The 22,631-nt window shown below is 57.9% G+C and carries 19 protein-coding genes, 2 tRNA genes and 1 rRNA gene; 15 read left to right on the top strand and 7 right to left on the bottom strand.

The window, feature by feature from the left end:
* Window positions 1-44 precede the first annotated feature (44 nt).
* From ACEVJL_RS12805 to ACEVJL_RS12795, 3 genes are all read left to right on the top strand, one after another.
* Window positions 45-119, top strand: a tRNA-Glu gene (locus ACEVJL_RS12805).
* Window positions 120-169: 50 nt separating this feature from the next.
* Window positions 170-285, top strand: a 5S ribosomal RNA gene (gene rrf, locus ACEVJL_RS12800).
* Between the two features lie 140 nt (window positions 286-425).
* Window positions 426-1,748, top strand: coding sequence for a sodium-dependent transporter (locus ACEVJL_RS12795; RefSeq protein WP_110440289.1), 1,323 nt, complete (start codon window positions 426-428; stop codon window positions 1,746-1,748).
* A gap of 141 nt (window positions 1,749-1,889) precedes the next feature.
* On the opposite strand, the gene ACEVJL_RS12790 is transcribed toward ACEVJL_RS12795, so the two are convergent.
* Window positions 1,890-2,144 carry an AbrB/MazE/SpoVT family DNA-binding domain-containing protein gene (locus tag ACEVJL_RS12790; RefSeq protein ID WP_008981158.1) on the bottom strand — a complete coding sequence of 85 codons (255 nt, stop codon included), beginning with the start codon at window positions 2,142-2,144 and terminating at the stop codon, window positions 1,890-1,892.
* A 266-nt stretch (window positions 2,145-2,410) separates the two neighbouring features.
* Here ACEVJL_RS12790 and ACEVJL_RS12785 point away from each other — a divergent pair, with 266 nt between their 5' ends.
* The gene (locus ACEVJL_RS12785) at window positions 2,411-2,989 is read left to right on the top strand and encodes a nucleoside recognition domain-containing protein (RefSeq protein WP_374738078.1); all 579 of its coding nucleotides are present in this window, start codon (window positions 2,411-2,413) and stop codon (window positions 2,987-2,989) included.
* Window positions 2,990-2,991: 2 nt separating this feature from the next.
* Window positions 2,992-3,513, top strand: coding sequence for a spore maturation protein (locus tag ACEVJL_RS12780; RefSeq protein ID WP_008981156.1), 522 nt, complete (start codon window positions 2,992-2,994; stop codon window positions 3,511-3,513).
* Window positions 3,514-3,540: 27 nt separating this feature from the next.
* Here the strand turns inward: ACEVJL_RS12780 and ACEVJL_RS12775 are convergent, their stop codons facing one another.
* Window positions 3,541-4,866 carry a putative ABC transporter permease gene (locus ACEVJL_RS12775; RefSeq protein ID WP_374738077.1) on the bottom strand — a complete coding sequence of 442 codons (1,326 nt, stop codon included), beginning with the start codon at window positions 4,864-4,866 and terminating at the stop codon, window positions 3,541-3,543.
* Window positions 4,867-4,875: 9 nt separating this feature from the next.
* Window positions 4,876-6,024: an alanyl-tRNA editing protein gene (locus ACEVJL_RS12770; RefSeq protein ID WP_374738076.1), complete on the bottom strand. Its 1,149-nt coding sequence runs from the start codon at window positions 6,022-6,024 to the stop codon at window positions 4,876-4,878.
* Window positions 6,025-6,226: 202 nt separating this feature from the next.
* On the opposite strand from ACEVJL_RS12770, the gene ACEVJL_RS12765 reads away from it, so the two are divergent.
* Together ACEVJL_RS12765 and ACEVJL_RS12760 are read left to right on the top strand one after the other, a co-directional pair.
* On the top strand, window positions 6,227-8,164 hold the full coding sequence (locus ACEVJL_RS12765) for a PTS fructose transporter subunit IIABC (RefSeq protein ID WP_374738075.1): 1,938 nt from the start codon (window positions 6,227-6,229) through the stop codon (window positions 8,162-8,164).
* Between the two features lie 16 nt (window positions 8,165-8,180).
* The gene (locus ACEVJL_RS12760) at window positions 8,181-8,435 is read left to right on the top strand and encodes an HPr family phosphocarrier protein (RefSeq protein WP_008981152.1); all 255 of its coding nucleotides are present in this window, start codon (window positions 8,181-8,183) and stop codon (window positions 8,433-8,435) included.
* A gap of 210 nt (window positions 8,436-8,645) precedes the next feature.
* Here ACEVJL_RS12760 and ACEVJL_RS12755 read toward each other — a convergent pair whose 3' ends face one another.
* From ACEVJL_RS12755 to ACEVJL_RS12745, 3 genes are all read right to left on the bottom strand, one after another.
* Window positions 8,646-8,909 carry a metal-sensing transcriptional repressor gene (locus tag ACEVJL_RS12755; RefSeq protein WP_008981151.1) on the bottom strand — a complete coding sequence of 88 codons (264 nt, stop codon included), beginning with the start codon at window positions 8,907-8,909 and terminating at the stop codon, window positions 8,646-8,648.
* Complete coding sequence (locus tag ACEVJL_RS12750) at window positions 8,906-11,476, bottom strand: heavy metal translocating P-type ATPase (protein WP_374738074.1); 2,571 nt, start codon at window positions 11,474-11,476, stop codon at window positions 8,906-8,908. The genes ACEVJL_RS12755 and ACEVJL_RS12750 overlap by 4 nt, the downstream gene beginning before the upstream one ends.
* Window positions 11,477-11,677: 201 nt before the next feature.
* Window positions 11,678-12,133 carry a hypothetical protein gene (locus ACEVJL_RS12745; RefSeq protein WP_110440297.1) on the bottom strand — a complete coding sequence of 152 codons (456 nt, stop codon included), beginning with the start codon at window positions 12,131-12,133 and terminating at the stop codon, window positions 11,678-11,680.
* 153 nt (window positions 12,134-12,286) lie between these two features.
* Here ACEVJL_RS12745 and ACEVJL_RS12740 point away from each other — a divergent pair, with 153 nt between their 5' ends.
* The 6 genes from ACEVJL_RS12740 (at window position 12,287) to ACEVJL_RS12715 (ending at window position 19,343) form a co-directional block, all read left to right on the top strand.
* The gene (locus ACEVJL_RS12740; RefSeq protein ID WP_374738073.1) at window positions 12,287-14,272 is read left to right on the top strand and encodes a DNA gyrase/topoisomerase IV subunit B; all 1,986 of its coding nucleotides are present in this window, start codon (window positions 12,287-12,289) and stop codon (window positions 14,270-14,272) included.
* A 15-nt stretch (window positions 14,273-14,287) separates the two neighbouring features.
* Window positions 14,288-16,540 (top strand): DNA gyrase subunit A, encoded by a 2,253-nt coding sequence (locus ACEVJL_RS12735; protein WP_374738072.1) that lies wholly within the window; start codon window positions 14,288-14,290, stop codon window positions 16,538-16,540.
* A 47-nt stretch (window positions 16,541-16,587) separates the two neighbouring features.
* On the top strand, window positions 16,588-17,460 hold the full coding sequence (locus ACEVJL_RS12730) for a YitT family protein (protein ID WP_110440300.1): 873 nt from the start codon (window positions 16,588-16,590) through the stop codon (window positions 17,458-17,460).
* A gap of 34 nt (window positions 17,461-17,494) precedes the next feature.
* Complete coding sequence (locus ACEVJL_RS12725) at window positions 17,495-18,085, top strand: lactate utilization protein (RefSeq protein WP_235396936.1); 591 nt, start codon at window positions 17,495-17,497, stop codon at window positions 18,083-18,085.
* Window positions 18,086-18,117: 32 nt separating this feature from the next.
* Window positions 18,118-19,185: a transglutaminase domain-containing protein gene (locus tag ACEVJL_RS12720; RefSeq protein WP_374738071.1), complete on the top strand. Its 1,068-nt coding sequence runs from the start codon at window positions 18,118-18,120 to the stop codon at window positions 19,183-19,185.
* Between the two features lie 82 nt (window positions 19,186-19,267).
* A tRNA-Gly gene (locus ACEVJL_RS12715) sits at window positions 19,268-19,343 on the top strand.
* A 68-nt stretch (window positions 19,344-19,411) separates the two neighbouring features.
* On the opposite strand, the gene ACEVJL_RS12710 is transcribed toward ACEVJL_RS12715, so the two are convergent.
* A complete protein-coding gene (locus ACEVJL_RS12710; RefSeq protein ID WP_374738081.1) occupies window positions 19,412-20,659 on the bottom strand; it encodes a recombinase family protein in 1,248 nt (415 codons plus the stop codon).
* A 245-nt stretch (window positions 20,660-20,904) separates the two neighbouring features.
* Here ACEVJL_RS12710 and ACEVJL_RS12705 point away from each other — a divergent pair, with 245 nt between their 5' ends.
* Window positions 20,905-21,726 carry a ParA family protein gene (locus ACEVJL_RS12705; RefSeq protein ID WP_374738070.1) on the top strand — a complete coding sequence of 274 codons (822 nt, stop codon included), beginning with the start codon at window positions 20,905-20,907 and terminating at the stop codon, window positions 21,724-21,726.
* Complete coding sequence (locus ACEVJL_RS12700) at window positions 21,683-22,621, top strand: ParB/RepB/Spo0J family partition protein (protein WP_374738069.1); 939 nt, start codon at window positions 21,683-21,685, stop codon at window positions 22,619-22,621. Before ACEVJL_RS12705 ends, ACEVJL_RS12700 begins: the two co-directional genes overlap by 44 nt.
* Window positions 22,622-22,631 lie beyond the last annotated feature (10 nt).

The following is a 22,631-nucleotide window of genomic DNA, read 5'->3' as shown; positions in this document are numbered from 1 at the left end:
TAATCAGTGGGTCCCCGGTTCGAATCCGTGAAGGCGCACCATCTGGCCCGTTGGTCAAGCGGTTAAGACGGCGGCCTCTCACGCCGCAAACATGGGTTCGATTCCCGTACGGGTCACCAGTACCATTCAAAAGTTTATAGTGATTTTAGTCGCGCAAGCGGTTAAAATAGTTGGTGTTGATTAGGGCGAGGGTCCACCCGTTCCCATTCCGAACACGGAAGTTAAGCTCGCTTCTGCCGAAAATACTTGTCTGGAGACGGACCGGGAAGATAGGTAACGCCAACACAAAAAGGACGAACAGTTTTGTTCGTCCTTTTTTCATAGATGCATAAATATTCGTGCGTTTGCTTTGCATTTACCAGTATTTCATGCTATGATATAAGCTACGACTGGTCAACTGCGACCACACGATAGGACGTGATAAGATGAGTACAAAACGAGATTCCTGGGGCTCCAAATGGGGATTTATTCTGGCGTGCATCGGCTCAGCGGTAGGTATGGGAAATATCTGGCTGTTCCCGGCGCGGATTTCTGCCTATGGCGGCGCCACATTTCTCATTCCCTATCTGATCTTTGTGGTGATTATTGGTTCTACCGGAGTGATCGGAGAGATGGCATTTGGACGGGCTACCCGTTCAGGGCCCATCGGCGCCTTTGGCGCAGCGACAAAGCAGCGGTGGGGGACCGACCGCCCCGGCAAACTGCTGGGTCTGATCCCGGTGCTGGGTTCTCTGGCGCTGGCTATCGGGTATTCTGTGGTTACGGGTTGGATTTTCCGCTATCTGGCCGGCTCTTTTACCGGAACTGTGCTCAATCAAGAGGGCCTGGACGGCTTTAACCAGCTGTTTAATGCCACTGCCAGCAATAATCTGGTGTGGCAGCTGGTGGGCATGGCCATTACTATCCTGATCCTGATTTTTGGTATCGGGAAGGGAATTGAACAGGCCAATAAGGTAATGACCCCCTTGTTCTTTGTACTGTTTGTTGGGCTGGCCATCTACCTGATGACGCTGCCCGCTGCATGGGAGGGTTATCGGTACATCTTTGTTCTGGATCCCAAAGGTCTGCTGGATCCTCTGGTTTGGGTATATGCCTTGGGACAGGCATTTTTCTCCCTGTCTGTGGCGGGAAATGGTACCCTGATCTATGGCTCCTATCTGAGCAAAGATTCCAATATTCCTGCGGACGCCCGTATGGTGGCTATCTTTGATACTCTGGCTGCTATGCTGGCCGCCTTGGTCATTATTCCCGCTATGGCGGTGGCAGGACAGCAGCTGAATCAGAGCGGCCCGGGACTGATGTTTATCTTCCTGCCCAACGTGCTCTCCAGCATTCCGGGCGGATTCATTATCCTGATTGTTTTCTTCCTGGCGGTCACCTTTGCCGCACTGACCTCGCTGATCAATCTCTTTGAGGCGCCTACCGCTACGCTGCAGGAGATGTTCCATCTGTCCCGTACGGCGGCCTCCTGTATTATTGGTGGGATCGGTATTGTGGTGGGCATTGTGATCGCGCCCATTGTGTCCGATTGGATGGACGTATGCTCTACGTATATTTGTCCTATCGGCGCCCTGCTGGCGGCAGTGATGTTCTTCTGGGTATGCAAGAAGGACTATGTGCTGGAGCAGGTCAATCTGGCCCGTGAGAAACCGCTGGGCAGCTGGTTTTACCCCATGGCCAAGTACCTCTTCTGCGGAGTGACTCTGGTCGTGTTGGTACTGGGTGCAGTTTTGGGCGGAATCGGATAAAAAATGGAAAGATCCCAGTCTGAAGCTTGAAAGAGCTCAGACTGGGATTTTTTGCTTATAGGAAGAAAAGAAAGGTCAGGAAAGGAAAAACCGACAGTGCAAAATAAATACTCCGACCTGGGGCCGGAGCATAAATATAAGTTACTCTTTGTCCATAGCATCCTGAAGAGCACGGATGCACTTGGGGCAAATATTCTTTCCGTGGAATACAATCACATCTTTCGCGTCATCACAAAAGATACAGGCGGGCTGGTATTTTTTCAGAACAATGGAGGGACCATCCATGTAGATTTCCAAAGAGTCCTTCTCAGCAATGTCCAGAGTGCGGCGCAACTCGATGGGCAGAACGATACGGCCCAGTTCGTCTACTTTGCGTACGATGCCGGTAGATTTCAAATTAACCATTCCTTTCCTAATAGACCAATGTTTCGAAATACGATGGTCGTTACGGCTCGAAAGATGTAAAAGCGGACTAAAAACAACACGATAATTATACTACAAAGAATTATCCTGTCAACCATAAATGTGAAAATATTGAAAAAATAGAATAAAAATTTACAGAGATTAAGAAAAATTGCAATAACTTAAGGAAAATGTCGAGAATATAGGTGGAATTATTTTCCATGCAAACCAGTATAGATGTGAGGTAGGGAGGGGACAAGATGACCATGTCAGTGATTTGGACGGCAATGGCGGTGCTGTCGGTTTTGTGTGGGCTGGCCACAGGCCGGGGAGAGCAGGTGGCTGCGGCGGCGGTGGAGGGAGCAGGCGCGGCGGTGGAGCTATGTCTGGGGATTGCAGGCATGCTGTGCCTGTGGATGGGAGTAATGGAGGTGATGCGCCGCTCCGGGCTGGCGGATGGTCTGTCCCGGCTGCTGAGTCCTGTGCTGCGGCTGCTCTTTTCCAAAGCAGCCCGGGACCGGGAGACTATGGATTGCATTTGTGCCAATGTGTCGGCCAATCTGCTGGGACTGGGCAATGCCGCCACACCACTGGGGATCCAGGCGGCCCAGCGGATGAGCCGAAGTAGTCCCGGAAGGGCCAACGACGAGCTATGTATGTTGGTGGTGTGCAATACCGCGTCCATCCAGCTTATCCCCACTACCGTGGCTACGGTCCGGGCTGCGGCAGGCAGTCAGACACCCTTTGATATTCTGCCTGCCGTGTGGCTTGCCTCCAGCTTATCGGTAGGAGTGGGGATTTGCGTATGTAAATTGCTTTCCAGAGTGTGGAGGGATTAGCGATGGAGCTGCTGTTTACCATGGTGGTCCCCCTGACCATTGCCGGGGTGGCTATGTATGGGTTGGGGCGGGGCGTGGATGTGTACGATGCTCTGGTCCAAGGGGCCGGCGGAGGTCTGGAGGTCATGCTGCGTATCTTTCCTGCCCTGGTGGGCCTGATGACGGCGGTGGCTATGCTGCGGGCCTCCGGGGCGCTGGAGCTGGCTGCAGAGGTTCTGGCTCCGCTGTTGGACCGGGTGGGGCTTCCCGCCCAGCTTCTGCCCCTGATGCTGGTGCGCCCCATCAGCGGTTCTGCGGCGCTGGGTGTGGGGGCAGAGCTCATACAGACTTACGGTCCGGACTCTCAGTTGGGGCGGACCGCGGCAGTTATGCTGGGCTCCACCGAAACCACCTTTTATACCATCGCCGTCTATTTTGGCGCGGTAGGAATTACACGCACCCGCTATGCAGTGCCTGCCGCCCTGTGTGCCGATCTTACTGGGTTTCTGGCGGCGGCCTGGGCGGTGCGGATCTGTTTTTCATAAAAAAACGGCCCCCGAAGGGGCCGTGGGTCAATCCACCAATTTGGCGTTGGGATAGATATGCTCCATGCGTTCGTCCGGGAAGCGCTGGTCCAGAAGCTGGCTCAAGGCAGTAGGAGGAGCATCGGGCACGGTGTGGCGTTGGGTGTACCGTGCCAATGCCAGGGCGGAAACTAAAATATTGAAGACCATAAACACGATCATGATCCAAGTGAGTCGCTTTCCAAGGCGGATCGGAAGACGCTCGATCAGGCCGGATAGCCGGGGATAGCACAGCTTGAGCCACACCACCGCCGCAATACCCCAGAAGAAGCAGAACAAAAGGTTGATGCGGCCGCCCAGATTGAAGGGCAGGTGGCTGTAATCCCAGAAGACCGTACCGAAGACCAGCTCCGTGAAGACGGAGCAGACGTACTCATAGGCTCCGCCCAGTACAGTACCAAACAGGAAGACAAAGCTGTCGCTGCGGTCCCGATAGCGGTAGAGCACCGCGGTCAACAGCACAGCGCCCAGACCCCATACAATGGAGAAGGGACCGTAGACCACGCTGCTCCGGCTCATCCATACTCCGGCAGTAGCCCGGCAGAAGATGGTCTCGATGATGTCGCCCAGAAAAGCGCCGATAAAGAAGAGACAGGCCAGCTTGTAAAAGCTGCATCCGGCGGCAAATACCTGGCTGTCCCGAACCGGAGCGGCCTTACGCTGAGTGCGGATACGCTCCTTGTCCAGACTGGGATAGGCTCGGGCCATACGGCGCTGGATGGAACGGGTGACCGCGTTGTCCAGGGCGGTGGAGATCCGTTTCCAGCGCCGGGAGATCTCGGAGGGTTCCTTCAGTTCGCCGTTGAGCTGCACCAGAGCGGCCCAGGACCCCAGAAAGTCCACCGTCAGCAAAATCAAGAGGACCCACACCAGAAGATTGCCCACCGGGCGGGGGATCAGATCAATCAGCCGGACCAGCAGCGGATTGGCAAAAAAGATACATATAACAGCCAGAACGCCCCAGATCAGGGAGTATTTCAGGCAGATGTGTCCCTGGAAGTTCCAGGGCTCGTCGGAATAGTCCCACCACTTTTGGCGGAAGATCCGCTCCAGCAGCACGCCGGTGGCCAGCTCCAGAGCGGTGGCCAGGATCATACCGAACAGGAACAGGAAGAAGATGTCTTCCCGCAGCTCAGGCAGGAAGAGGGCAAACAGAACTCCGGCCAGGCCGTAGACGGGGGAGAAGGGGGCGCTGAGGAAGCCGCGGTTGAGCAGCCGCCGCTTTTTTGCAGCGGCCAGTGCAGTTTCACCCAGCCAGCCAAGGAAGGCATAGACCAGGAAAAACCACAGAAGTTGATAGGCAGAATAGTCCATGGGTGCTCCTTATACGTGCTCCTGGAAGAAGGTTAGGATCTGCTCGCGCGGGGCAGAGACGGTACCTTGAATAAAGTCGGGCTTGCCGCCGCCACGGCCCTGGAGAGCCTGGTTCAGGGCCTTGGCCAGGGGACGCAGGTCTCCGCCGGGCTGGCCCACCGCATATTGATAGCCTGCGCCGTCCTCTCCGGAGAAGCAGGCGCAGCGCCCGCCGCATGCGGCCTGTACCGCGCCGCACAGACGGCGCAGGCTGTCGGGGGACAGGCCTTCTTCAAAGACCACCACATCCCCTTGGCCGGTATACCGCTGGGCCAGAGCGGCAAACTGCCGCTCCTCCATGGTGAGAATGCGGGACTTAAGGGCGGCATTTTCATCCAGCAGGCGGCGCACTGCCCCGCTGGTCTGCATGGTTTTGGCGGAGAGCAGATTGGAGATCTGGTGGTTCTGTTTCCAGACCTGAGACAGGTAGTCCAATGCCCGCTTGCCGCATACCAGCTCGATGCGTACCCCGTCCCGGAACTTCTGGCAGGAGAGCAGTTTGACCAGCCCTACCTGTCCCGAGGAGGATACATGGGTGCCGCAGCAGGCACAGGTGTCGGCTCCGGGGAAGGAGACGATGCGCACCTGGCCGGTGAGGGCCTTTTTGCTGCGATACTCCAACACCTCCAACTCCTGGGGAGTAGGATAAGTGACGGCGATGGGATGGTCCTCCCAGATGTACTGGTTGGCCCGTGCCTCCAGCTGAGCCACCTGCTCCGGAGTGAGCTCTACATTCAGATCAATGGTGATCACATCGCTGCCCATGTGGAAGCCCACATTGTCACAGCCGTAGAGGCTGTGGGCAATACCGGAGACGATGTGCTCTCCCGAGTGATGCTGCATGAGATCAAAGCGGCGGGGCCAGTCGATCTGTCCCTCCACCTGTCTGCCTGCCTCCAGTGGAGCGGCGCAGGTGTGGACGACACGCCCCTCACGCTGGTGGACCTCCAGCACCGGTACACCTCCTAGCGTGCCGGTGTCATAGGGTTGTCCGCCGCCCTCGGGGTAAAAGGCGGTCTGGTCCAAGAGAATATCCCACCCTTTTTTGCCCTGGGTACAGGACTCCACCGTGGCAGAAAAATGGGTGAGGTAGGGCTTTGCTTCATAGAGCTTTTCCATGGCTGAAACGACCTCATTTCTTCCAAATCGTTGTCCGGACCATCATAGCACATCCGGCTGGAAAAAGCAAAACCGGCCGTTTTGCCTTGGTGGGTGGAAAAATATAGGGAAAAAGGTTTGAACTGGGGCGGCGGACATGGTATAGTACCATAAGAGCGGCTTCGGCTGAAAAAGGACCGGGGTCGGGAAAGGAGCGCTGTCCATGGGAGTTGCAGATCTGCTCAGTCCACAGCGCATCGAATTGAATCTCCCCCTGCAGGACAAGCAGGCCGTGTTGGAGCGGCTAGTGAAGTTGGAAGGCTATGGAGAGGCCATCCTGGACCTGGAGGCCTTTCGCCGGGACATGATGGCCCGGGAAGCTCAGGGGGGAACGGCGGTGGAGGCCGGTGTGGCGGTGCCCCACGCCAAATCTGCAGCGGTACGCTATCCCAGTCTTGCGGTTGTCACCTTGAGAGAAGGAATTGACTGCGGGGCTTTGGATGGGGTGCCCTCGGATATCTTTTTTATGATTGCAGCCCCCGCCGACGCAGAACTCCATATGGCAGTGCTGGCCCGGCTGACCAGGCTGCTTTTGGAGCCGGAATTTCTGGAGCAGCTGCGCCAGGCGATCACGCCAGAGGAATTTCTGAAGATTGTCGATGAGTTTGAGCAGCGCCTGCCCCAGCTGGACAGCCGATGGCAGGAGGCTCCCACCGCCAAGGTGCTGGCGGTGACCGCCTGCCCCACAGGAATTGCCCACACCTATATGGCAGCCGACGCTCTGGAGCGGGCGGGGCAGCGTTTGGGAATCTCGGTAAAAGTAGAGACCCAGGGAGCGGGCGGAACAAAGAACAAGCTGACCCCGCAGGAGATCCGGCAGTGTACCGCAGTTGTTATTGCTGCCGGACGGGAGGTGGATATGAGCCGCTTCCAAGGGATCAAGGTACTGCGGGTGTCAGTAAACGAGGGAATCTACCGGGCAGAGGAGCTGGTACAGAAGGCTGCGTCAGGGGAAGTTCCGGTATACGGCGGCGTGGACTTACCCCGGGAGGTAGTACGCATCGAACGGGCGGGCGTACGGGCCTACCGCCAGCTAATGAACGGGGTAAGCCACATGCTGCCCTTTGTCATTGGCGGAGGAATTCTCATTGCCTTGGCCTTCTTGCTGGACGATTTGTCCCTGGGCTATGCTGATTTTGGTTCCAATACCCCGGTTTCGGCCTGGCTGCGGGCCATGGGTCAGGCGGCGCTGAGCTTTATGCTGCCCATTCTGGCGGGATTTACCGCGGTGTCCATTGCCGACCGGCCCGGCTTGATGGTTGGATTCGTGGGAGGCGCGCTGGCGGCCTCTGGCTCCACCTTTGCTGCCCCGGAGGGCTCTGGCGTAGCGGCGGGCTTTTTGGGGGCTATGATCGCCGGATTTGCCGGAGGTTACCTGATGCTGGGGCTGAAAAAACTGCTGGATCGGCTGCCCCGGGCTATGGAGGGGGTCAAGCCTATTTTGCTCTACCCGGTGGCGGGCCTTCTGATGGTAGGGCTCTTCATGTGTCTGATCAATCCCTTTGTGGGGGCACTGAATGAGGCGCTGTACGGTACGCTGCAGACCCTGGGACTGGAGAGCCGTGTGGCGTTGGGAGCGCTGCTGGCGGCAATGATGGCCATTGATATGGGCGGTCCCTTTAATAAGGCGGCCTACCTGTTTGGTACGTCTACGCTGGCAGCGTTAGCCAGCGGGCAGCGTTCGGATGTGATGGCGGCGGTGATGATCGGAGGCATGGTGCCCCCGCTGTCCATTGCCCTGGCCACCACCTTCTTTAAAAGCCGCTTTACCCAGGAGGAATGTAAGTCAGGCAGCGTGAACTATATTTTGGGACTGTGTTTTATCACAGAAGGAGCGGTGCCCTTTGCCGCGGGAGATCCGCTGCGGGTGCTGCCGGCCTGCATTGTGGGATCTGCCGTATCCGGCGGTCTGTCCATGCTGTTTGGCTGTGCCCTTCCGGCACCCCACGGAGGAATTTTCCTGTGCCCGGTGATGATCAATCCCGGGGGATATCTAGCAGCCTTGGCGGCGGGATCCCTGGTAGGAATGGTGCTGCTGGCTGTGCTGAAGAAGAAAAAGGACCAACCGGAACCAGAAACTGTGAAAAAATCGGGTCAGTAAGGAGAGAAACGGACATATGGTATGTGCGAAAACCACAGTGTTACATGAAAGTGGACTTCATATGCGGCCCGCTCAGGAATTTGTCAGCGCGGTAGCCAACTATCCCTGCAAGGTGACCATCAAGGTGGGAGATAAAAGCGTCAATGGAAAGAGCATCCTCAGCGTGATGGCCGCCGGGATCAAACGGGATACGCCGATCGAGATCTGCTGCGATGGTCCGGAGGAGCAGCAGGCTCTGGTGGCGGCCTTGAAAGTCCTTGCCGCCGGATAATTAAAAAAATAGCACAGCGCGCGCCTTGTTCTGCAAGGCGCGCGCTGTACTTTGGAGAGGAAGAAAAGCAGGATAAATCGGCGGGACGTTGGGCGGGGTAGAGGGGGAATGCCGCCCTGTCCGCGTGCTCAACATACCATAATTCTAGGCTGGAGAGCAAGAAAGGTGTAGGAAGCTTAAGATAGCTTTACAGACCTTCCGTTTTTTGCCTCAGTCGGCCAGCTTATCCAAAAGCAGGGCCAGTTCATTGAGCTTTTCTTCCGGATCGCCGGAGACCACCGCCTGGCGCACGCAGCTGTTCATATGGGCTTTCAGCACCATGCGGTTGGCCTTTTTCAAGATGGACTGGGTGGCCATGAGCTGGTTGGACACATCCAGGCAGTAGCGGTCCTCCTCCACCATCTTCAAAATGCCGTCGATCTGTCCACGGGCCGTTTTCAGCAGGCGGGTGACCTGGTCGTGGTCGGCTTTCACTGGATGCCCACCACCTCGTAGCCGGCGGCGGTGACCGCCTCCTTGAGCTCCTCGTCAGAGACCGGGGCGGACAGGGTGACAGTGGCGCACTTGCTCTCCAGGTCGGCCTGGGCGGCGCTGACCCCGCCCAGGGCGGTGAGAGCCTTTTCCACGTGGGCCACACAGTGCTGACACATCATGCCTTCAATCTGAATTTTCTTTTCCATGGTTTGTTCGTCTCCTTTTTTCTCGTTGATTTGGTTGGATTCCTCGAGCTCCGGCTGCTCCAGAGGACAGGTTCCAGTGCAGGGAGCGGGACGGAATTTACTCTTAAAGAAGCGCAGCCGCAGAGCGTTGGACACCACGCAGAAGGAGCTCAGGCTCATAGCTGCGGCGGCAAACATGGGGTTAAGCTGCCAGTGGGTCCAGTGGTAGAACACACCGGCGGCCAGAGGAATGCCAAGGGTATTGTAGAAGAAGGCCCAGAACAGGTTCTCCTTGATGTTGCGGATGGTGGCCCGGCTGAGCTCCACCGCGGCGGCGGCGTCCAGCAGGTCGGATTTCATCAGCACGATATCGGCGCTCTCGATGGCTACATCGGTACCCGCTCCGATGGCCAGACCCACGTCGGCCCGGGCCAGGGCGGGGGCGTCGTTGATGCCGTCGCCCACCATAGCCACCTTCTTACCCTGCTCCTGGAGCTGGCGCACCTTGGCCTCCTTGTCCTGGGGGAGCACCTGGGCCATCACCTGGGTGACCCCCAGCTCCTTGCCGATGGCGTCGGCAGTGCGCTGGTTGTCGCCGGTGAGCATGACTACGTCCAGCCCAAGCTGCCGGAAGGCGGATACCGCCTGGGCGCTGGTAGGCTTGGGGGTGTCGGCCACGGCAATAATGCCCAGCACCTGCTTCTCGTCAGCGAAATACAGCGGCGTCTTGCCCTGAGTGGCCAGTTCCTCCGCCTTCTGGGGGAAGTCGCCCAAGGACACGCCTGCCTCCTCCATCATGGCCTGATTGCCTGCCAGGAAAGGATGGCCCTTCAGATTGGCTCGCACACCCCGGCCATGGACGGCGGTAAAGTCGGTGACCACAGCGGAGGATAGGCCGCGGCGGCGGCTCTCCTCTACAATGGCGGCGGCCAGGGGATGCTCCGAGGGAGCCTCCAGACAGGCGGCCAGGGTGAGAAGGCCGGCCTCGTCGGTCTCGTCGCCGGGGAGAATGTCGGTAACCACCGGTTTGCCCTGGGTGAGAGTTCCCGTCTTGTCCAGCACCACCGTGTCGATGCTGTGGAGGGTCTCCAGAGCCTCGGCGGATTTAATCAGGATACCGTTTTCAGCACCCTTGCCGGTACCCACCATGATGGCCACGGGGGTGGCCAGCCCCAGAGCACAGGGGCAGGAGATGACCAACACGGCCACACCGGCGGTGAGGGCCTTTGTCACGTCATAGCCGCTCACAAAGAACCACACCAAGGCAGTGACGGCGGCAATGGCCATGACCACCGGGACAAATACCCCAGCCACCTTGTCGGCCAGCTTGGCGATGGGAGCCTTGGAGGCGGCAGCCTCCTCCACCAATCGGATCATCTGGGCCAGGGTGGTGTCCTCGCCTACCCGCAGGGCCTCAAAGGTGAAGGAGCCGGAGCGGTTCATGGAGGCGGCAGCCACCTTGTCCCCGGGCCCTTTGTCCACCGGGAGGGACTCGCCGGTGAGGGCAGACTCGTCCACGGCGGAGCTGCCCTCCACCACCACGCCGTCTACCGGGATGGACTGACCGGGCCGGACCACAATATGGTTGCCCACCCGGACCTCCTCCACGGGGATCTCCACCTCCGCGCCGTCCCGGAGAACATGGGCAGTCTTGGGGGCCAGATCCATCAGACGGTTGATGGCCTGGGAGGTCTTGCCCTTGGAGCGCTTCTCCAAAAACTTGCCCAGGGTGATGAGGGTGAGGATCATGCCGGCGGACTCAAAGTACAGGTCCATGTGGTAGCGCTCCACCAGCTCCATGTCGCCGTGGCCCAGGCCGTAGCCAATTTGGTAGATGGCGAAGATACCGTAAATCACTGCCGCCGCCGAGCCTACGGCGATGAGAGAGTCCATGTTGGGGGCGCGGTGCCACAGGGTTTTGAAGCCGACCTTATAGTAGGTATCGTTGATATATAAGATAGGCAGGGTGAGCAGCAGCTGAGTGAGGCCGAAGGCCAGCGCGTTTTCCATTCCCACCAGGAAGGAGGGAAGGGGGGCGCCCAGCATGTGTCCCATGGAGATGTAAAAGAGGGGAATGAGAAAGACAAAGGACCAGATGAGGCGCCGCTTCATGGCGCTCAGCTCCTGAGCCAACTGGCTGTTGGGATCGGGAAGGGGAGCGGATTTGTCTTTCTGGGGGAGAGAGGCCCCATAGCCCGCCTGCTCGACAGCGTGGATGATGTCCTGGGGGCTGAGGGCGTCGGGGTCGTAGTCCACCGACATGGAGTTGGTCATCAGGCTGACCTCGGCTTTGTTGACGGCCTCCAGCTTGTTGACTGCCTTTTCCACATGAGCGGAGCAAGCGGAGCAGGTCATGCCGGTTACGTTGAATGTTTGCTTCATTTCATGTACCTCTTGTTTATCCTCGCCCAGGCAATGTGGTTTGGACGAGATGTGAAGCAGGCGGAACAGGTCATGCCGGGCATCGGAAAGGCCTGTTTCAAAGAGTTCCCCCGCTTTCTTATGAATAACACCCCCCTGGGGTGGGGTATATTCTGATTGTAGTCCAAACTACCCTGCTTGTCAAGTAGGAAATAGCGAGGGCTAACTCAGATGCTCTGGGCGAACTCCCAGCAAAAGCAGAGCCCCCGCCACCGCCAGGGCGGCCTGAGTAGGCTGGGCCGCTGTGGAGCGAAAGGGAAACTCCTGCCGCTCCACCACCTGGCCCTGGACGGTGACCACCTCTCGCTGTAGGGCCAGCCACAGCCGATCTCCCTCCCGGCTGGACAGGGTCAGGGTGTCCCGGGGACCGGGGCCATAGCTGACGGCGCTGGCCGCCTGGAGCTGCCAGTGCTCCGCCGGGGCATCCCCAGGCAGCAGCACGGTGCGGCACCCGCCCTCCAGGCGGGGCGTTTGGGCAGCCACTCGGGGGGAGATGATCAGCAGGGCGGGGCGGCTGGGGCTGGACCAGCCGCAGGCCAGGGCGCCGGTGTCCTGGAGCCGCCGGGCGATCTCATCCTGAATTCCCTCTCCCGATTCCAATACTTCAAAACAGCCCATGAATTCTCCCCCTTTTGGAATACAGTTTGGGTGGAATGGAGAATTTTATACGATAAACACAGCATGACGCCCATTCCTTGACTTTTTCCGGGGAAATGGAGTATCATTATGCTGTTACATTGTGGATTTTTTTATTGTGAGGACGAAAAAGGTATGGCTCAGAAAAAAGCAAGCTACGGCAACGAATCCATTTCCGCCCTGAAGGGGGCCGACCGGGTACGGAAGCGGCCCGGTGTTATTTTCGGCTCGGACGGGCTGGAGGGATGCGAGCACGCCGTCTTTGAAATTATGTCCAACGCCATCGACGAGGCCCGGGAGGGCCACGGCAGCCTGATCACCGTCACCCGTTTTTTGGACAAATCCATCCAGGTGGAGGACCAGGGCCGGGGCTGTCCGGTGGACTGGAATGAAAAGGAGCAGAAGTACAACTGGGAGTTGGTGTTCTGCGAGTTGTACGCCGGCGGCAAGTACGGCGGCGACGGGGACAACTATGAATATTCCCTGGGTCTCAACGGCCTGGGCTCCTGTGCTACCCAGTATGCCAGTGAGTTCTTTGACGCTACCATCTGGCGGGACGGGTTTAAGTACTCCCTCCACTTTGAAAAGGGCGAAAATGTGGGCGGCCTGAAGAAGGAGCCCACCGACCGGGGCAAGAAGACGGGCTCCACCTTCCGCTGGAAGCCCGACCTGGAGGTCTTTACCGACATTGATATCCCGGTGGACTACTACACCGACGTGATGAAGCGCCAGGCAGTGGTCAACGCAGGGGTGACCTTCCGGTTTAAGGAGGAGACCACCCCGGGCAAGTTTACCACCACCGATTTCCAGTATGAAAACGGAATTCTGGACTATGTCACCGAGCTGGCGGGGGAGGACCCCCTCACCCAGCCTGTGTTCTGGCAGACCGAGCGGAAAGGCCGGGACCGGGACGACAAGCCGGAATATAAGGTAAAGCTGAGCGTATCCTTCTGCTTCTCCAACCGGGTGTCCCTGGTGGAGCACTACCACAACTCCTCTTGGCTGGAGCACGGCGGCTCTCCGGAAAAGGCCATGAAGTCTGCCTTTGTCTCCGCCATTGACGCCTACCTCAAGCAGCAGGGGAAGTACCAGAAAAACGAGGCCAAGATCACCTTTAACGATGTGCAGGACGCCCTGGTGCTGGTCTCCAACAACTTCTCCACCCAGACATCCTATGAAAACCAGACCAAAAAGGCCATCAACAACAAGTTTGTTCAGGAGGCTATGACCGAGTTCCTCCGCTCTCAGCTGGAGGTCTACTTTATCGAGAATCCCTTCGATGCCCAGAAGATCGCCGAGCAGGTGCTGGTGAATAAGCGCTCCCGGGAGACTGCCGAGCGTACCCGACTGAATATCAAAAAGAAGCTCACCGGCTCTATGGACATCTCCAACCGGGTGCAAAAATTTGTGCCCTGCCGCACCAAGGATATTGAGCGCAGCGAGCTGTATATCGTCGAGGGTGACTCCGCTCTGGGCAGCGTCAAGCTGGCCCGGGATGGCGAGTTCCAGGCCATTATGCCCATCCGAGGAAAAATCCTCAACTGCCTGAAAGCCGACTACGGCAAGATCTTCAAGAGCGACATCATCACCGACCTGTTAAAGGTGCTGGGCTGCGGCGTGGAGGTAAACGACAAGCGAGCCAAGGATCTGGCCACCTTTGATCTGGCCAACCTGCGGTGGAATAAAATCGTCATCTGTACCGATGCCGACGTGGACGGGTTCCAGATCCGCACCCTGGTGCTCACCATGCTCTACCGCCTGACTCCCACCCTCATCCAGCAGGGCTATGTGTATATCGCGGAATCTCCCCTCTATGAGATCACCTGCAAGGAGAAAACCTGGTTTGCCTACTCCGACAAGGAGAAGAATGACATTGTGGCCACTCTGGAGGGGAAGAAGTACGACATCCAGCGCTCCAAGGGCCTGGGCGAGAACGAGCCGGATATGATGTGGCTGACTACCATGAACCCGGCCACCCGCCGCCTCATCAAGGTGATGCCGGAGGACGTGGAGCGCACCGCTCAGGTCTTTGACCTGCTGCTGGGCGACGACCTGGCGGGCCGGAAGAGCCACATCGCGGATAATGGGTATAAGTATCTGGAATTGGCAGATATTTCGTAATAAGGAAGGAATCCAATGGCAAAAAAGAAGACCCCTCAGGAGGGAAAGAAATTCGACAATCCCAACGTCATGGGGCTGCACGCCGAGGTGCTGGAGCAGCCCATTACTGAGACGCTGGAACTGAACTATATGCCCTACGCCATGAGCGTCATCGTCTCCCGGGCCATCCCGGAGATCGACGGCTTCAAGCCCTCCCACCGCAAGCTCCTGTACACCATGTACCAGATGAAGCTGCTGGGCGGGGCTCGGACCAAGAGCGCCAACGTGGTGGGGCAGACCATGAAACTCAATCCCCACGGCGATGCGGCCATCTACGACACCATGGTGCGCCTCAGCCGGGGCTACGGGGCGCTGCTGCATCCCTTTGTGGACTCCAAGGGTAACTTTGGTAAGGTGTACTCCCGGGACATGGCCTGGGCGGCCAGCCGGTACACCGAGGTGCGCCTGGACGCCATCTGCGGCGAGCTGTTCCGGGACATCGACCAGGACACCGTGGACTTTGTGGACAACTACGACGGCAAGATGAAGGAGCCCACCCTGCTGCCCACCACCTTCCCCAATGTGCTGGTGAGCGCCAACCAGGGCATCGCCGTTGGTATGGCCAGCAACCTGTGCGGCTTCAATCTGGGAGAGGTGTGCGACACCACCATCGCCTATCTGAAGGACCCGGAGTGCGACCTGATGGCCACCCTGAAGGGGCCTGACCTGCCCACCGGCGGCGAGCTCATCTATGATGAGAAGGCGCTGGGAGAAATTTACCGCACCGGCCGGGGCTCCTTTAAGGTGCGCTCCAAGTGGCGCTATCTGAAAAGTGAAAATCTCATCGAGATCTATGAGATTCCCTACTCCACCACCTCCGAGGCCATTATGGACAAGGTGGCGGAGCTTATCAAGGCGGGCAAGATCAAGGAAATTGCCGACATGCGGGACGAGACTGACCTCTCCGGTCTGAAGCTGACCATCGACCTCAAACGGGGCACCGACCCGGATAAGCTCATGGCCAAGCTGTTCCGCGCCACCCCGCTCATGGATTCCCAGTCCTGCAATTTCAACATCCTCATTGCGGGCATGCCCCGGGTGATGGGAGTGCGGGAAATTCTGGAGGAGTGGACCGCCTGGCGTATGGACTGTGTGCGCCGCCGGGTGTACCATGAGATGAAGAAGAAGGAGGATAAGCTGCACCTGCTGAAAGGTCTGCGGCGGATCCTGCTGGACATCGACCGGGCCATCGCCATCATCCGGGAGACAGAGGAGGACGCGGAGGTGGTGCCCAACCTGATGATCGGGTTTGGCATCGACCAGATTCAGGCCGAATATGTGGCCGACATTCGCCTGCGCAACATCAATAAGGAGTATATCCTCAAGCGCACCCAGGAGGTGGAGGCACTGGAGGGAGAGATTGCCGACCTCCAGGCCACGGTGAACGATCCCAAGCGCATCCGTAAGATCATCACCAAGGAGCTTACCGACGTGAAGAAGAAGTACGCCCAGCCCCGGCGTACCGATATTGTCTACGAGCACATGCTGGAGGAGGAGCCCCAGGAGGACGAGACGCCCGACTACCCGGTCAACCTGTTCCTGTCCCGGGAGGGGTATTTGAAGAAGATCACGCCTCAGTCCCTGCGTATGGCCAGTGACCAGAAGTACAAGGAGGGGGATGGTCCCTTCCTCCAGTGGGAGGCCACGAACCGGGACGAGCTGCTGGTGTTTACCGATAAGCAGCAGTGCTACAAGACCCGCCTGAGTGAGTTTGACGACAGCAAGGCCAGTGTGTTGGGCGACTACCTGCCCACCAAGCTGGCCATGGAGGCGGAGGAGCGGGTGCTGTGGGCCTGTATCCCCGGAGATTATTCCGGACAACTGCTGTTCTTCTTTGAAAACGGCAAGGTGGCCCGAGTGGAGTTGTCCGCCTACCAGACCCAGACCCGGCGGAAAAAGCTCACCGGAGCCTATTCGGATAAATCGCCCCTGGTGTCCGCCCTGCTGCTGCGGGAAGACCTGGAGATGGCGGTCTATTCCAGCGACGGCCGGTGCATGATCTTCCACACCGCCGCCCTGGCTCCCAAGACTACCCGCACCACCCAGGGCGTCAATGTGATGGCGCTTAAGCCCAAGCGGGTGGTGACCGACGCCAAGCCTCTGGCCGATACCCCCATTGTCAACCTGTCCCGCTACCGTGCCCGCAGCCTGCCCATCGCCGGCGCGCTGCTGCGGGAGGAGGACCGGGGAGAGACGCAGATGTCTCTGCTGGAGCCGGAGAGTAAGTAAGCGCATAGTGTTTTGTGTTACTGTGAGAAGGAGTAAGGAGGTTTTCTATGAGTAAAGTTACAGTAAAAAAGACGGCGGAGGCCTATTTCTGGATCACCTTTGGATCCATTTTGTATGCTGTTGGCTTTGACTGGTTCTACACCCCCAACGCCATCGGCTTTGGCGGCATCACCGGTGTGGGCCAGGTGGTCAACGCCTATCTGCCCATCATCCCCATCGGTATTTTCGTGCTGGTCATCAACATCCCCCTGTTTGTGCTGGGCTGGAAGTATATCGGCGGCCACCTGCTGGTCACCTCGCTGTACTCCATGGCTCTGTCCTCGGTGGCGGTGGACGTGATCGACTGGATGTTTGATTTTGCCCCCATGGACCGCATGCTGGCCGCCATCTGCGGCGGTGCGGTGATCGGTCTGGCTCTGGGCATTATCTTTGTCAAAGGAGCCACAACCGGCGGCACCGACCTGATTGCCCGCCTGGTGAAGTTAAAGCTGCCCTGGGCGCCCATGGGCAAGCTGCTGCTGGTCATCGACCTGGCAGTTATCGTGCTGGTAGCTATCGCCTTCGGCGATGTGACCGCCGCTCTGTACGGCGTGATCGCCCAGGTGGTGTCCGCCTACGTGACCGATGCGGTGCTCTACGGCATGGATACCGCCAAGGTGGCTTATATCATCAGCGACCGGGCCCAGGCCGTCTCCGATGTGATCGTGCGGGATTTGGACCGCGGCGTGACGGTGCTGCGGGGCGAGGGCGCTTACTCCGGATCGGAGAAGCGAGTGCTCATGTGTGCCTTTAAGCAGAAGGAGATCGTCACCCTGAAGGAAATGATCTTTGAGATCGATAAAAATGCCTTCATTATTGTCTGCAACGCCCACGAGGTGACGGGCAACGGCTTTAAGACTTACCGCAAAGACGCGGTGTAAGGACAGGGGATTTCCCCGGAAAGGAGCAGCAAGTATGGCGGACATGGAACGTGTAAGAAAGAATCTGGAGGAGCGGGGCTTTCAGACCAGCTGCTTTGCCACGGCCAAGGAGGCGGCAGACTATCTGGACGCCCAGATCGACGGGGCTACGGTGGGCATCGGCGGCTCCATGACCATTCAGGCCATGGGACTGTCGGAACGCCTGTCCAAGCACAATGAAGTGATCTGGCACTGGGAAGGGGGCGAGCTGCGCCGGGCCATGCTGGCCGACGTGTACCTCACCTCGGTGAACGGTCTGGCGGAGACGGGAGAGATCGTCAACATCGACGGTAACTGCAACCGGGTAGCTGCCTCCATGTTTGGTCCCAAGCGGGTCTATTATGTGGTGGGCATCAACAAAATTGCCCCCGATTTTGAAAAAGCCCTGTGGCGGGCACGGAATGTGGCTGCCCCCAAGAATGCGAAGCGTCTGGGGAAAAAGACGCCCTGCGCCGTCAAGGCGGACCGCTGCTACGATTGTAAGAGTCCCGAGCGCATCTGCCGGGGCCTGAGCGTCCTGTGGAGAAAGCCCACCGGTTTTGAACAGGCAGAAGTGGTACTGATCGAGGAAGAACTGGGTATGTGACCGCCCGGAGCGGATAAGAGGAGGAGTCCCGGATGCGAAAGATGATGTGTGCTGTTATGGCCGCCCTGATGCTCTTGAGCACAGGGTGTTCCTCCATGCTCAACCGGGACTACTCCTCGGTCACCGTTCACAGTGCAACCCCGACTGCCGAGGGAGACGCAAATACCATGCGGGTGCAGAACTACCAGGAGCTGGTCAACGCGCTGATCTACCTCATTAACCAGGGGGAGGAGAGCGGTTCCATCCGTTACTCCGGGGAAGAGGCGGACTTCAAAAAGCTGATGGACGAAGCCTGCCTGGAGGTGAAACAGGAGGATCCTTTGGGAGCCTACGCGGTGGATTACATCAAGTACAGCGTCATCTCCATCGTGGGCAGCTATGAGGCCGACGTGCAGATCACCTACCGCCGCACCCGGGAACAGGTGGCCTCCATCGTAGACGCCACGGGAGCCGCTGCCATTCGCAGCGAGCTGAGCCGCGCTCTGTCCTCCTTTGACACTGAGGTGGTGCTGCGCATCAGCTACTTTGAGGAGGATGAGGCCTACATCCAGCAGCTGGTGCGGCAGGCATACCTCTCCAATCCGGCCACAGCGCTGGATTTTCCCGATGCTCAGGTGGCCATGTACCCAGAAAGCGGCCAGCAGCGGATCGTGGAAGTTACTCTGACCTACCACCAGTCTCTGCAGACGCTGGAGAGCCGGCGCAATTCCCTCTCCCGGGAGGCGGAGCGTATCTGCCAGCCGTTGACGGAGCTGACCATCAAAGAAAAGCTGGACGGAATTACCGGTACCCTGCAATCCTTGGGGGCGTATTCTGCCCAAGGGGGAAGCACTGCTTATGACGCCCTGCTGGGCGGAGGCGGAGACAGCCAGGGCGTGGCGCTGGCCTTTAGCCTGCTTTGCCGTCAGGTGGGGATCACCTGCTCTGTGGTGGACGGGCAGAAGAATGGACAGAGTCACTTCTGGAACGTGGTGCAGACCGCTTCGGGTTACCGACATGTGGATCTGAGCCGCACAGGGAATGTGGCCTATAACGTAGATCAGACCATGACGCAGCAGGGGTATGTCTGGGATACCCAGCAGGTCCCTGCCTGTAATTGATTCCGATCTGAAAATAATTTTGAAAATTTCTAAAAAGCAGTTGACATTGTTGAAAATTCTGTTATAATACCGATTGTCGCTTGCGAGTGTAGCTCATCTGGTAGAGCGCCACCTTGCCAAGGTGGAGGTAGCGAGTTCGAGCCTCGTCACTCGCTCCATGCAGAGTGTCCTTATAGGATCTGAGTATCCTGTAAGGGACACTCTGCTTTTTTATTTCCTGAAAAGTTCATACTGCAACCTGTTCCGGGGCGTAGCTGAGTGCTACGCCTTTTCTCGTTTCCATGATAATGTCGGCCTCCGGGATCTTCCGGCGATCCGGCACATCGAAAGCGCCGATGCAGTTGTAGTAGATCACGACACGCTGATTGGTAACGCCGTCCTGCTTTTCGGCGTGGTACACCTCAATGTGGTCGATCAGCTCTGCGACCATACGCTTTGTAATGGTGGTCGCGTCCGTATACCGCCGCACCGTTTCAAGGAAATCGTCAATGTCCATGCGCTTGCTTTCGTCCTTTTTCAGTTCCAGCCGCAGCGCCTTGATCTTCTTTGCGTTCTCGCCCTGCTCCTGTTCGTAGCGTTTGGACATTTTGGCAAACCGGACATCGTCGATCTTGCCCGCCACATTGTCCTCATAGAGACGTTCAAAGAGCATATCCAGTTCCCGGTCACGGGCGGTCAGAGCGTCCAGCTCCCGCTGCTTGCGGAGCGCGGTATTTTCCGCAACCTTTGCCGAGCGTCCGATCATGGCCTTGATAAAGTCATTTTCGTATTCGCTGGCGAAGCAGGCCAGCCGCTTGACCTCGTACAAAACGACCTGCTCCAAGAAGTCCAGCCGGATATAGTGCGTCTTGCTGCACTTGCGATAGCCGGAGTTATGATTTTGACAACTGAAAAACTTGATGTCGTGGTTGTTCTGGTTGAAGTGGAAATTGAGGTTGCCGCCGCACTCCGGGCATTTCAGCAGGCCAGAGAATACGCTGGGCTCCTGCGTGACCGTGGGCTTTTTGCGGCGCGTCCCTTTTTGGAGCGCCTGCACCTTTTCCCAAGTCTGGCGGTCAATGACAGCCTCATGGACATTGAGGAAGATCGCCCGGTTTTCCTCCGGGTTTTCGATCCGTTTTTTCATCTTGTAGGATTTGGAGTAGCTTTTGAAGTTGATGACATCGCCGCAATATTCCTGCAAGGTGAGGATCTTCTTGACGGTGGTATGCCCCCACTTGGTAGGCTCCACGGTGCTTTTCGACCCGCCCCGGCTTGTTCCACGGCTGCGCCAGTAATAGGTGGGATTGACCACACCATCGGCGGCAAGGCGGGCGGCGATTTCCGCCAGCCCGTAACCCTCCAGCGCCATGCGGTAGATCCGGCGCACCACCTCGGCAGCCTCCGGCTCTACCACCCAAAAGCGGGGATCGTCTGGGTTTTTGATGTAACCGTAGGGCGGCGGAGAAAGCGGAACGCCTGCATTTCCTTTCATCTTGTTCACAATCCGGCGCTTCTTGGAAATGTCTTTCGCATAATACTCGTTGAACATAGGTTATTGGGGAAAGGGAAAGACAAACAAGCAAAAATCCAGTATTCATGCGGGTTTGCGGTGGGGTGGCTCCCTAAAAGCTGAACCCATATAGGACAAGCAAGTACACAATCGCATATCGTTTCTTCGGGAGAATGTTGATTTACGTCACATTCTCCCTTTTTTCATTTCAGAAACGAGTGATTGTTATGAACACGCAAATCATCGCCGTCGCCAACCAGAAGGGCGGCGTCGGAAAGACAACGACCTGCGCCAACTTAGGGATAGGGCTGGCCCAGGCTGGAAAGAAAGTGCTGCTGGTGGATGCTGACCCCCAGGCCAGCCTGACCATCAGTCTGGGCAACCCGCAGCCGGACAAGCTGCCCTTCACCTTCTCGGACGCGATGGGCCGCATCCTGATGGACGAGCCGCTGCGTCCTGGCGAGGGCATCCTGCACCACCCGGAGGGTGTGGACCTGATGCCCGCCGACATCCAGCTCTCCGGCATGGAGGTCAGCTTGGTGAACGCCATGAGCCGGGAGACCATCCTGCGGCAGTATCTGGACACCGTGAAGGGGCAGTATTCCCATATCCTGATTGACTGCCAGCCCTCCCTGGGTATGCTCACGGTCAACGCGCTGGCCGCCGCCAACAGGATCATAGTCCCCGTCCAGGCGGAGTATCTGCCCGCCAAGGGCCTGGAACAGCTGCTGTCCACCATCAACAAGGTCAAGCGGCAGCTGAACCCCAAGCTCCAGATTGACGGCATTCTTCTGACTATGGTGGATTCCCGGACGAATTACGCGAAGGAAATCAGCACATTGATTCGGGAAGCCTATGGAAGCAATATTAAAGTTTTTTCTACGGATATTCCCCGGTCTGTCCGGGCTGCGGAGATCAGTGCCGAGGGCAAGAGTATCTTCGCCCACGACCCCGGCGGCAAGGTGGCCGAAGCCTATCATAATTTGACGCGGGAGGTGATAAAACTTGAAAAGCAGCGCGAAAAAAGTAGAGCTGGCCTCAGTCGATGATCTGTTTAGTACTGAGGAAGGCCGTGCCGACGCCCAGCGGGAGAAAGTCATAGAGCTGCCATTGTCTGAAACACACCCATTCAAAAATCATCCTTTCAAGGTGCGCGACGATGAATCCATGATGGAGACCGCAGACAGCATCCGGCAGTACGGCGTGCTGGTTCCTGGTATTGTCCGCCCGGACCCCAATGGCGGCTATGAGATGGTAGCCGGGCACCGGCGGCACCGGGCCAGCGAACTGGCGGGCAAGGATACCATGCCGGTCATTGTCCGCGACCTGGACGACGACCAGGCCACCATTATCATGGTGGACAGCAATCTTCAGCGTGAAAGCCTGCTCCCCAGTGAGCGGGCTTTTGCTTATAAGATGAAGCTGGAGGCCATGAACCATCAGGGTGCCCGCGCTGATTTAACTTGTGGCCAAGTTGGCCACAAGTTGCAGGCTGGTCAAAAAAGTAGAGATGTATTGGCTGCTCAAACAGGAGACAGTGCTAGGAACATTCAACGCTACATCCGCCTGACCGAGCTAATCCCCGAACTGCTGGACATGGTAGACGAGAAGAAAATCGCTTTCAACCCGGCCTATGAGCTGTCTTTCCTCAAAAAGGAGGAACAGATACAGCTTCTGGACGCGATGGACAGCGAGCAGGCCACCCCCTCGCTCTCCCAGGCTCAGCGGCTGAAAAAGTTCAGCCAGGAGGGCCGCCTCTCCATCGACGTGATGCGGGCCATCATGGGCGAGGAAAAGAAAAGCGACCTGGACAAGGTGACGTTTACCACCGACACCCTGCGCAAGTATTTCCCCAAAAGCTACACGCCAGCCCGAATGCAGGAGACCATCATCAAACTGCTGGAACAGTGGCAGCGCAAACGCCAGCAGCAGCATGAACGCTGAGAAAGGAGCC

It is taken from the genome of Flintibacter porci, assembly GCF_041925195.1.
Classification (GTDB): Bacteria; Bacillota; Clostridia; order Oscillospirales; family Oscillospiraceae; genus Lawsonibacter; species Lawsonibacter porci.
The sequence above is the reverse complement of the archived record's forward strand: the minus strand, read 5'-3'. Positions and strand labels throughout refer to the sequence as shown.

Bases quoted from the DNA above. Each gene is read 5' to 3' on its own strand.
- ACEVJL_RS12720 (WP_374738071.1), top strand. From the start codon at position 18,118: ATGCGAAAGATGATGTGTGCTGTTATGGCCGCCCTGATGCTCTTGAGC.
- ACEVJL_RS12770 (WP_374738076.1), bottom strand. From the start codon at position 6,024: ATGGAAAAGCTCTATGAAGCAAAGCCCTACCTCACCCATTTTTCTGCC.
- ACEVJL_RS12760 (WP_008981152.1), top strand. From the start codon at position 8,181: ATGGTATGTGCGAAAACCACAGTGTTACATGAAAGTGGACTTCATATG.
- ACEVJL_RS12765 (WP_374738075.1), top strand. From the start codon at position 6,227: ATGGGAGTTGCAGATCTGCTCAGTCCACAGCGCATCGAATTGAATCTC.
- ACEVJL_RS12775 (WP_374738077.1), bottom strand. From the start codon at position 4,866: ATGGACTATTCTGCCTATCAACTTCTGTGGTTTTTCCTGGTCTATGCC.
- ACEVJL_RS12750 (WP_374738074.1), bottom strand. From the start codon at position 11,476: ATGAAGCAAACATTCAACGTAACCGGCATGACCTGCTCCGCTTGCTCC.
- ACEVJL_RS12740 (WP_374738073.1), top strand. From the start codon at position 12,287: ATGGCTCAGAAAAAAGCAAGCTACGGCAACGAATCCATTTCCGCCCTG.
- ACEVJL_RS12785 (WP_374738078.1), top strand. From the start codon at position 2,411: ATGACCATGTCAGTGATTTGGACGGCAATGGCGGTGCTGTCGGTTTTG.
- ACEVJL_RS12735 (WP_374738072.1), top strand. From the start codon at position 14,288: ATGGCAAAAAAGAAGACCCCTCAGGAGGGAAAGAAATTCGACAATCCC.
- ACEVJL_RS12710 (WP_374738081.1), bottom strand. From the start codon at position 20,659: ATGAAAGGAAATGCAGGCGTTCCGCTTTCTCCGCCGCCCTACGGTTAC.
- ACEVJL_RS12780 (WP_008981156.1), top strand. From the start codon at position 2,992: ATGGAGCTGCTGTTTACCATGGTGGTCCCCCTGACCATTGCCGGGGTG.
- ACEVJL_RS12705 (WP_374738070.1), top strand. From the start codon at position 20,905: ATGAACACGCAAATCATCGCCGTCGCCAACCAGAAGGGCGGCGTCGGA.
- ACEVJL_RS12725 (WP_235396936.1), top strand. From the start codon at position 17,495: ATGGCGGACATGGAACGTGTAAGAAAGAATCTGGAGGAGCGGGGCTTT.
- ACEVJL_RS12745 (WP_110440297.1), bottom strand. From the start codon at position 12,133: ATGGGCTGTTTTGAAGTATTGGAATCGGGAGAGGGAATTCAGGATGAG.
- ACEVJL_RS12730 (WP_110440300.1), top strand. From the start codon at position 16,588: ATGAGTAAAGTTACAGTAAAAAAGACGGCGGAGGCCTATTTCTGGATC.
- ACEVJL_RS12795 (WP_110440289.1), top strand. From the start codon at position 426: ATGAGTACAAAACGAGATTCCTGGGGCTCCAAATGGGGATTTATTCTG.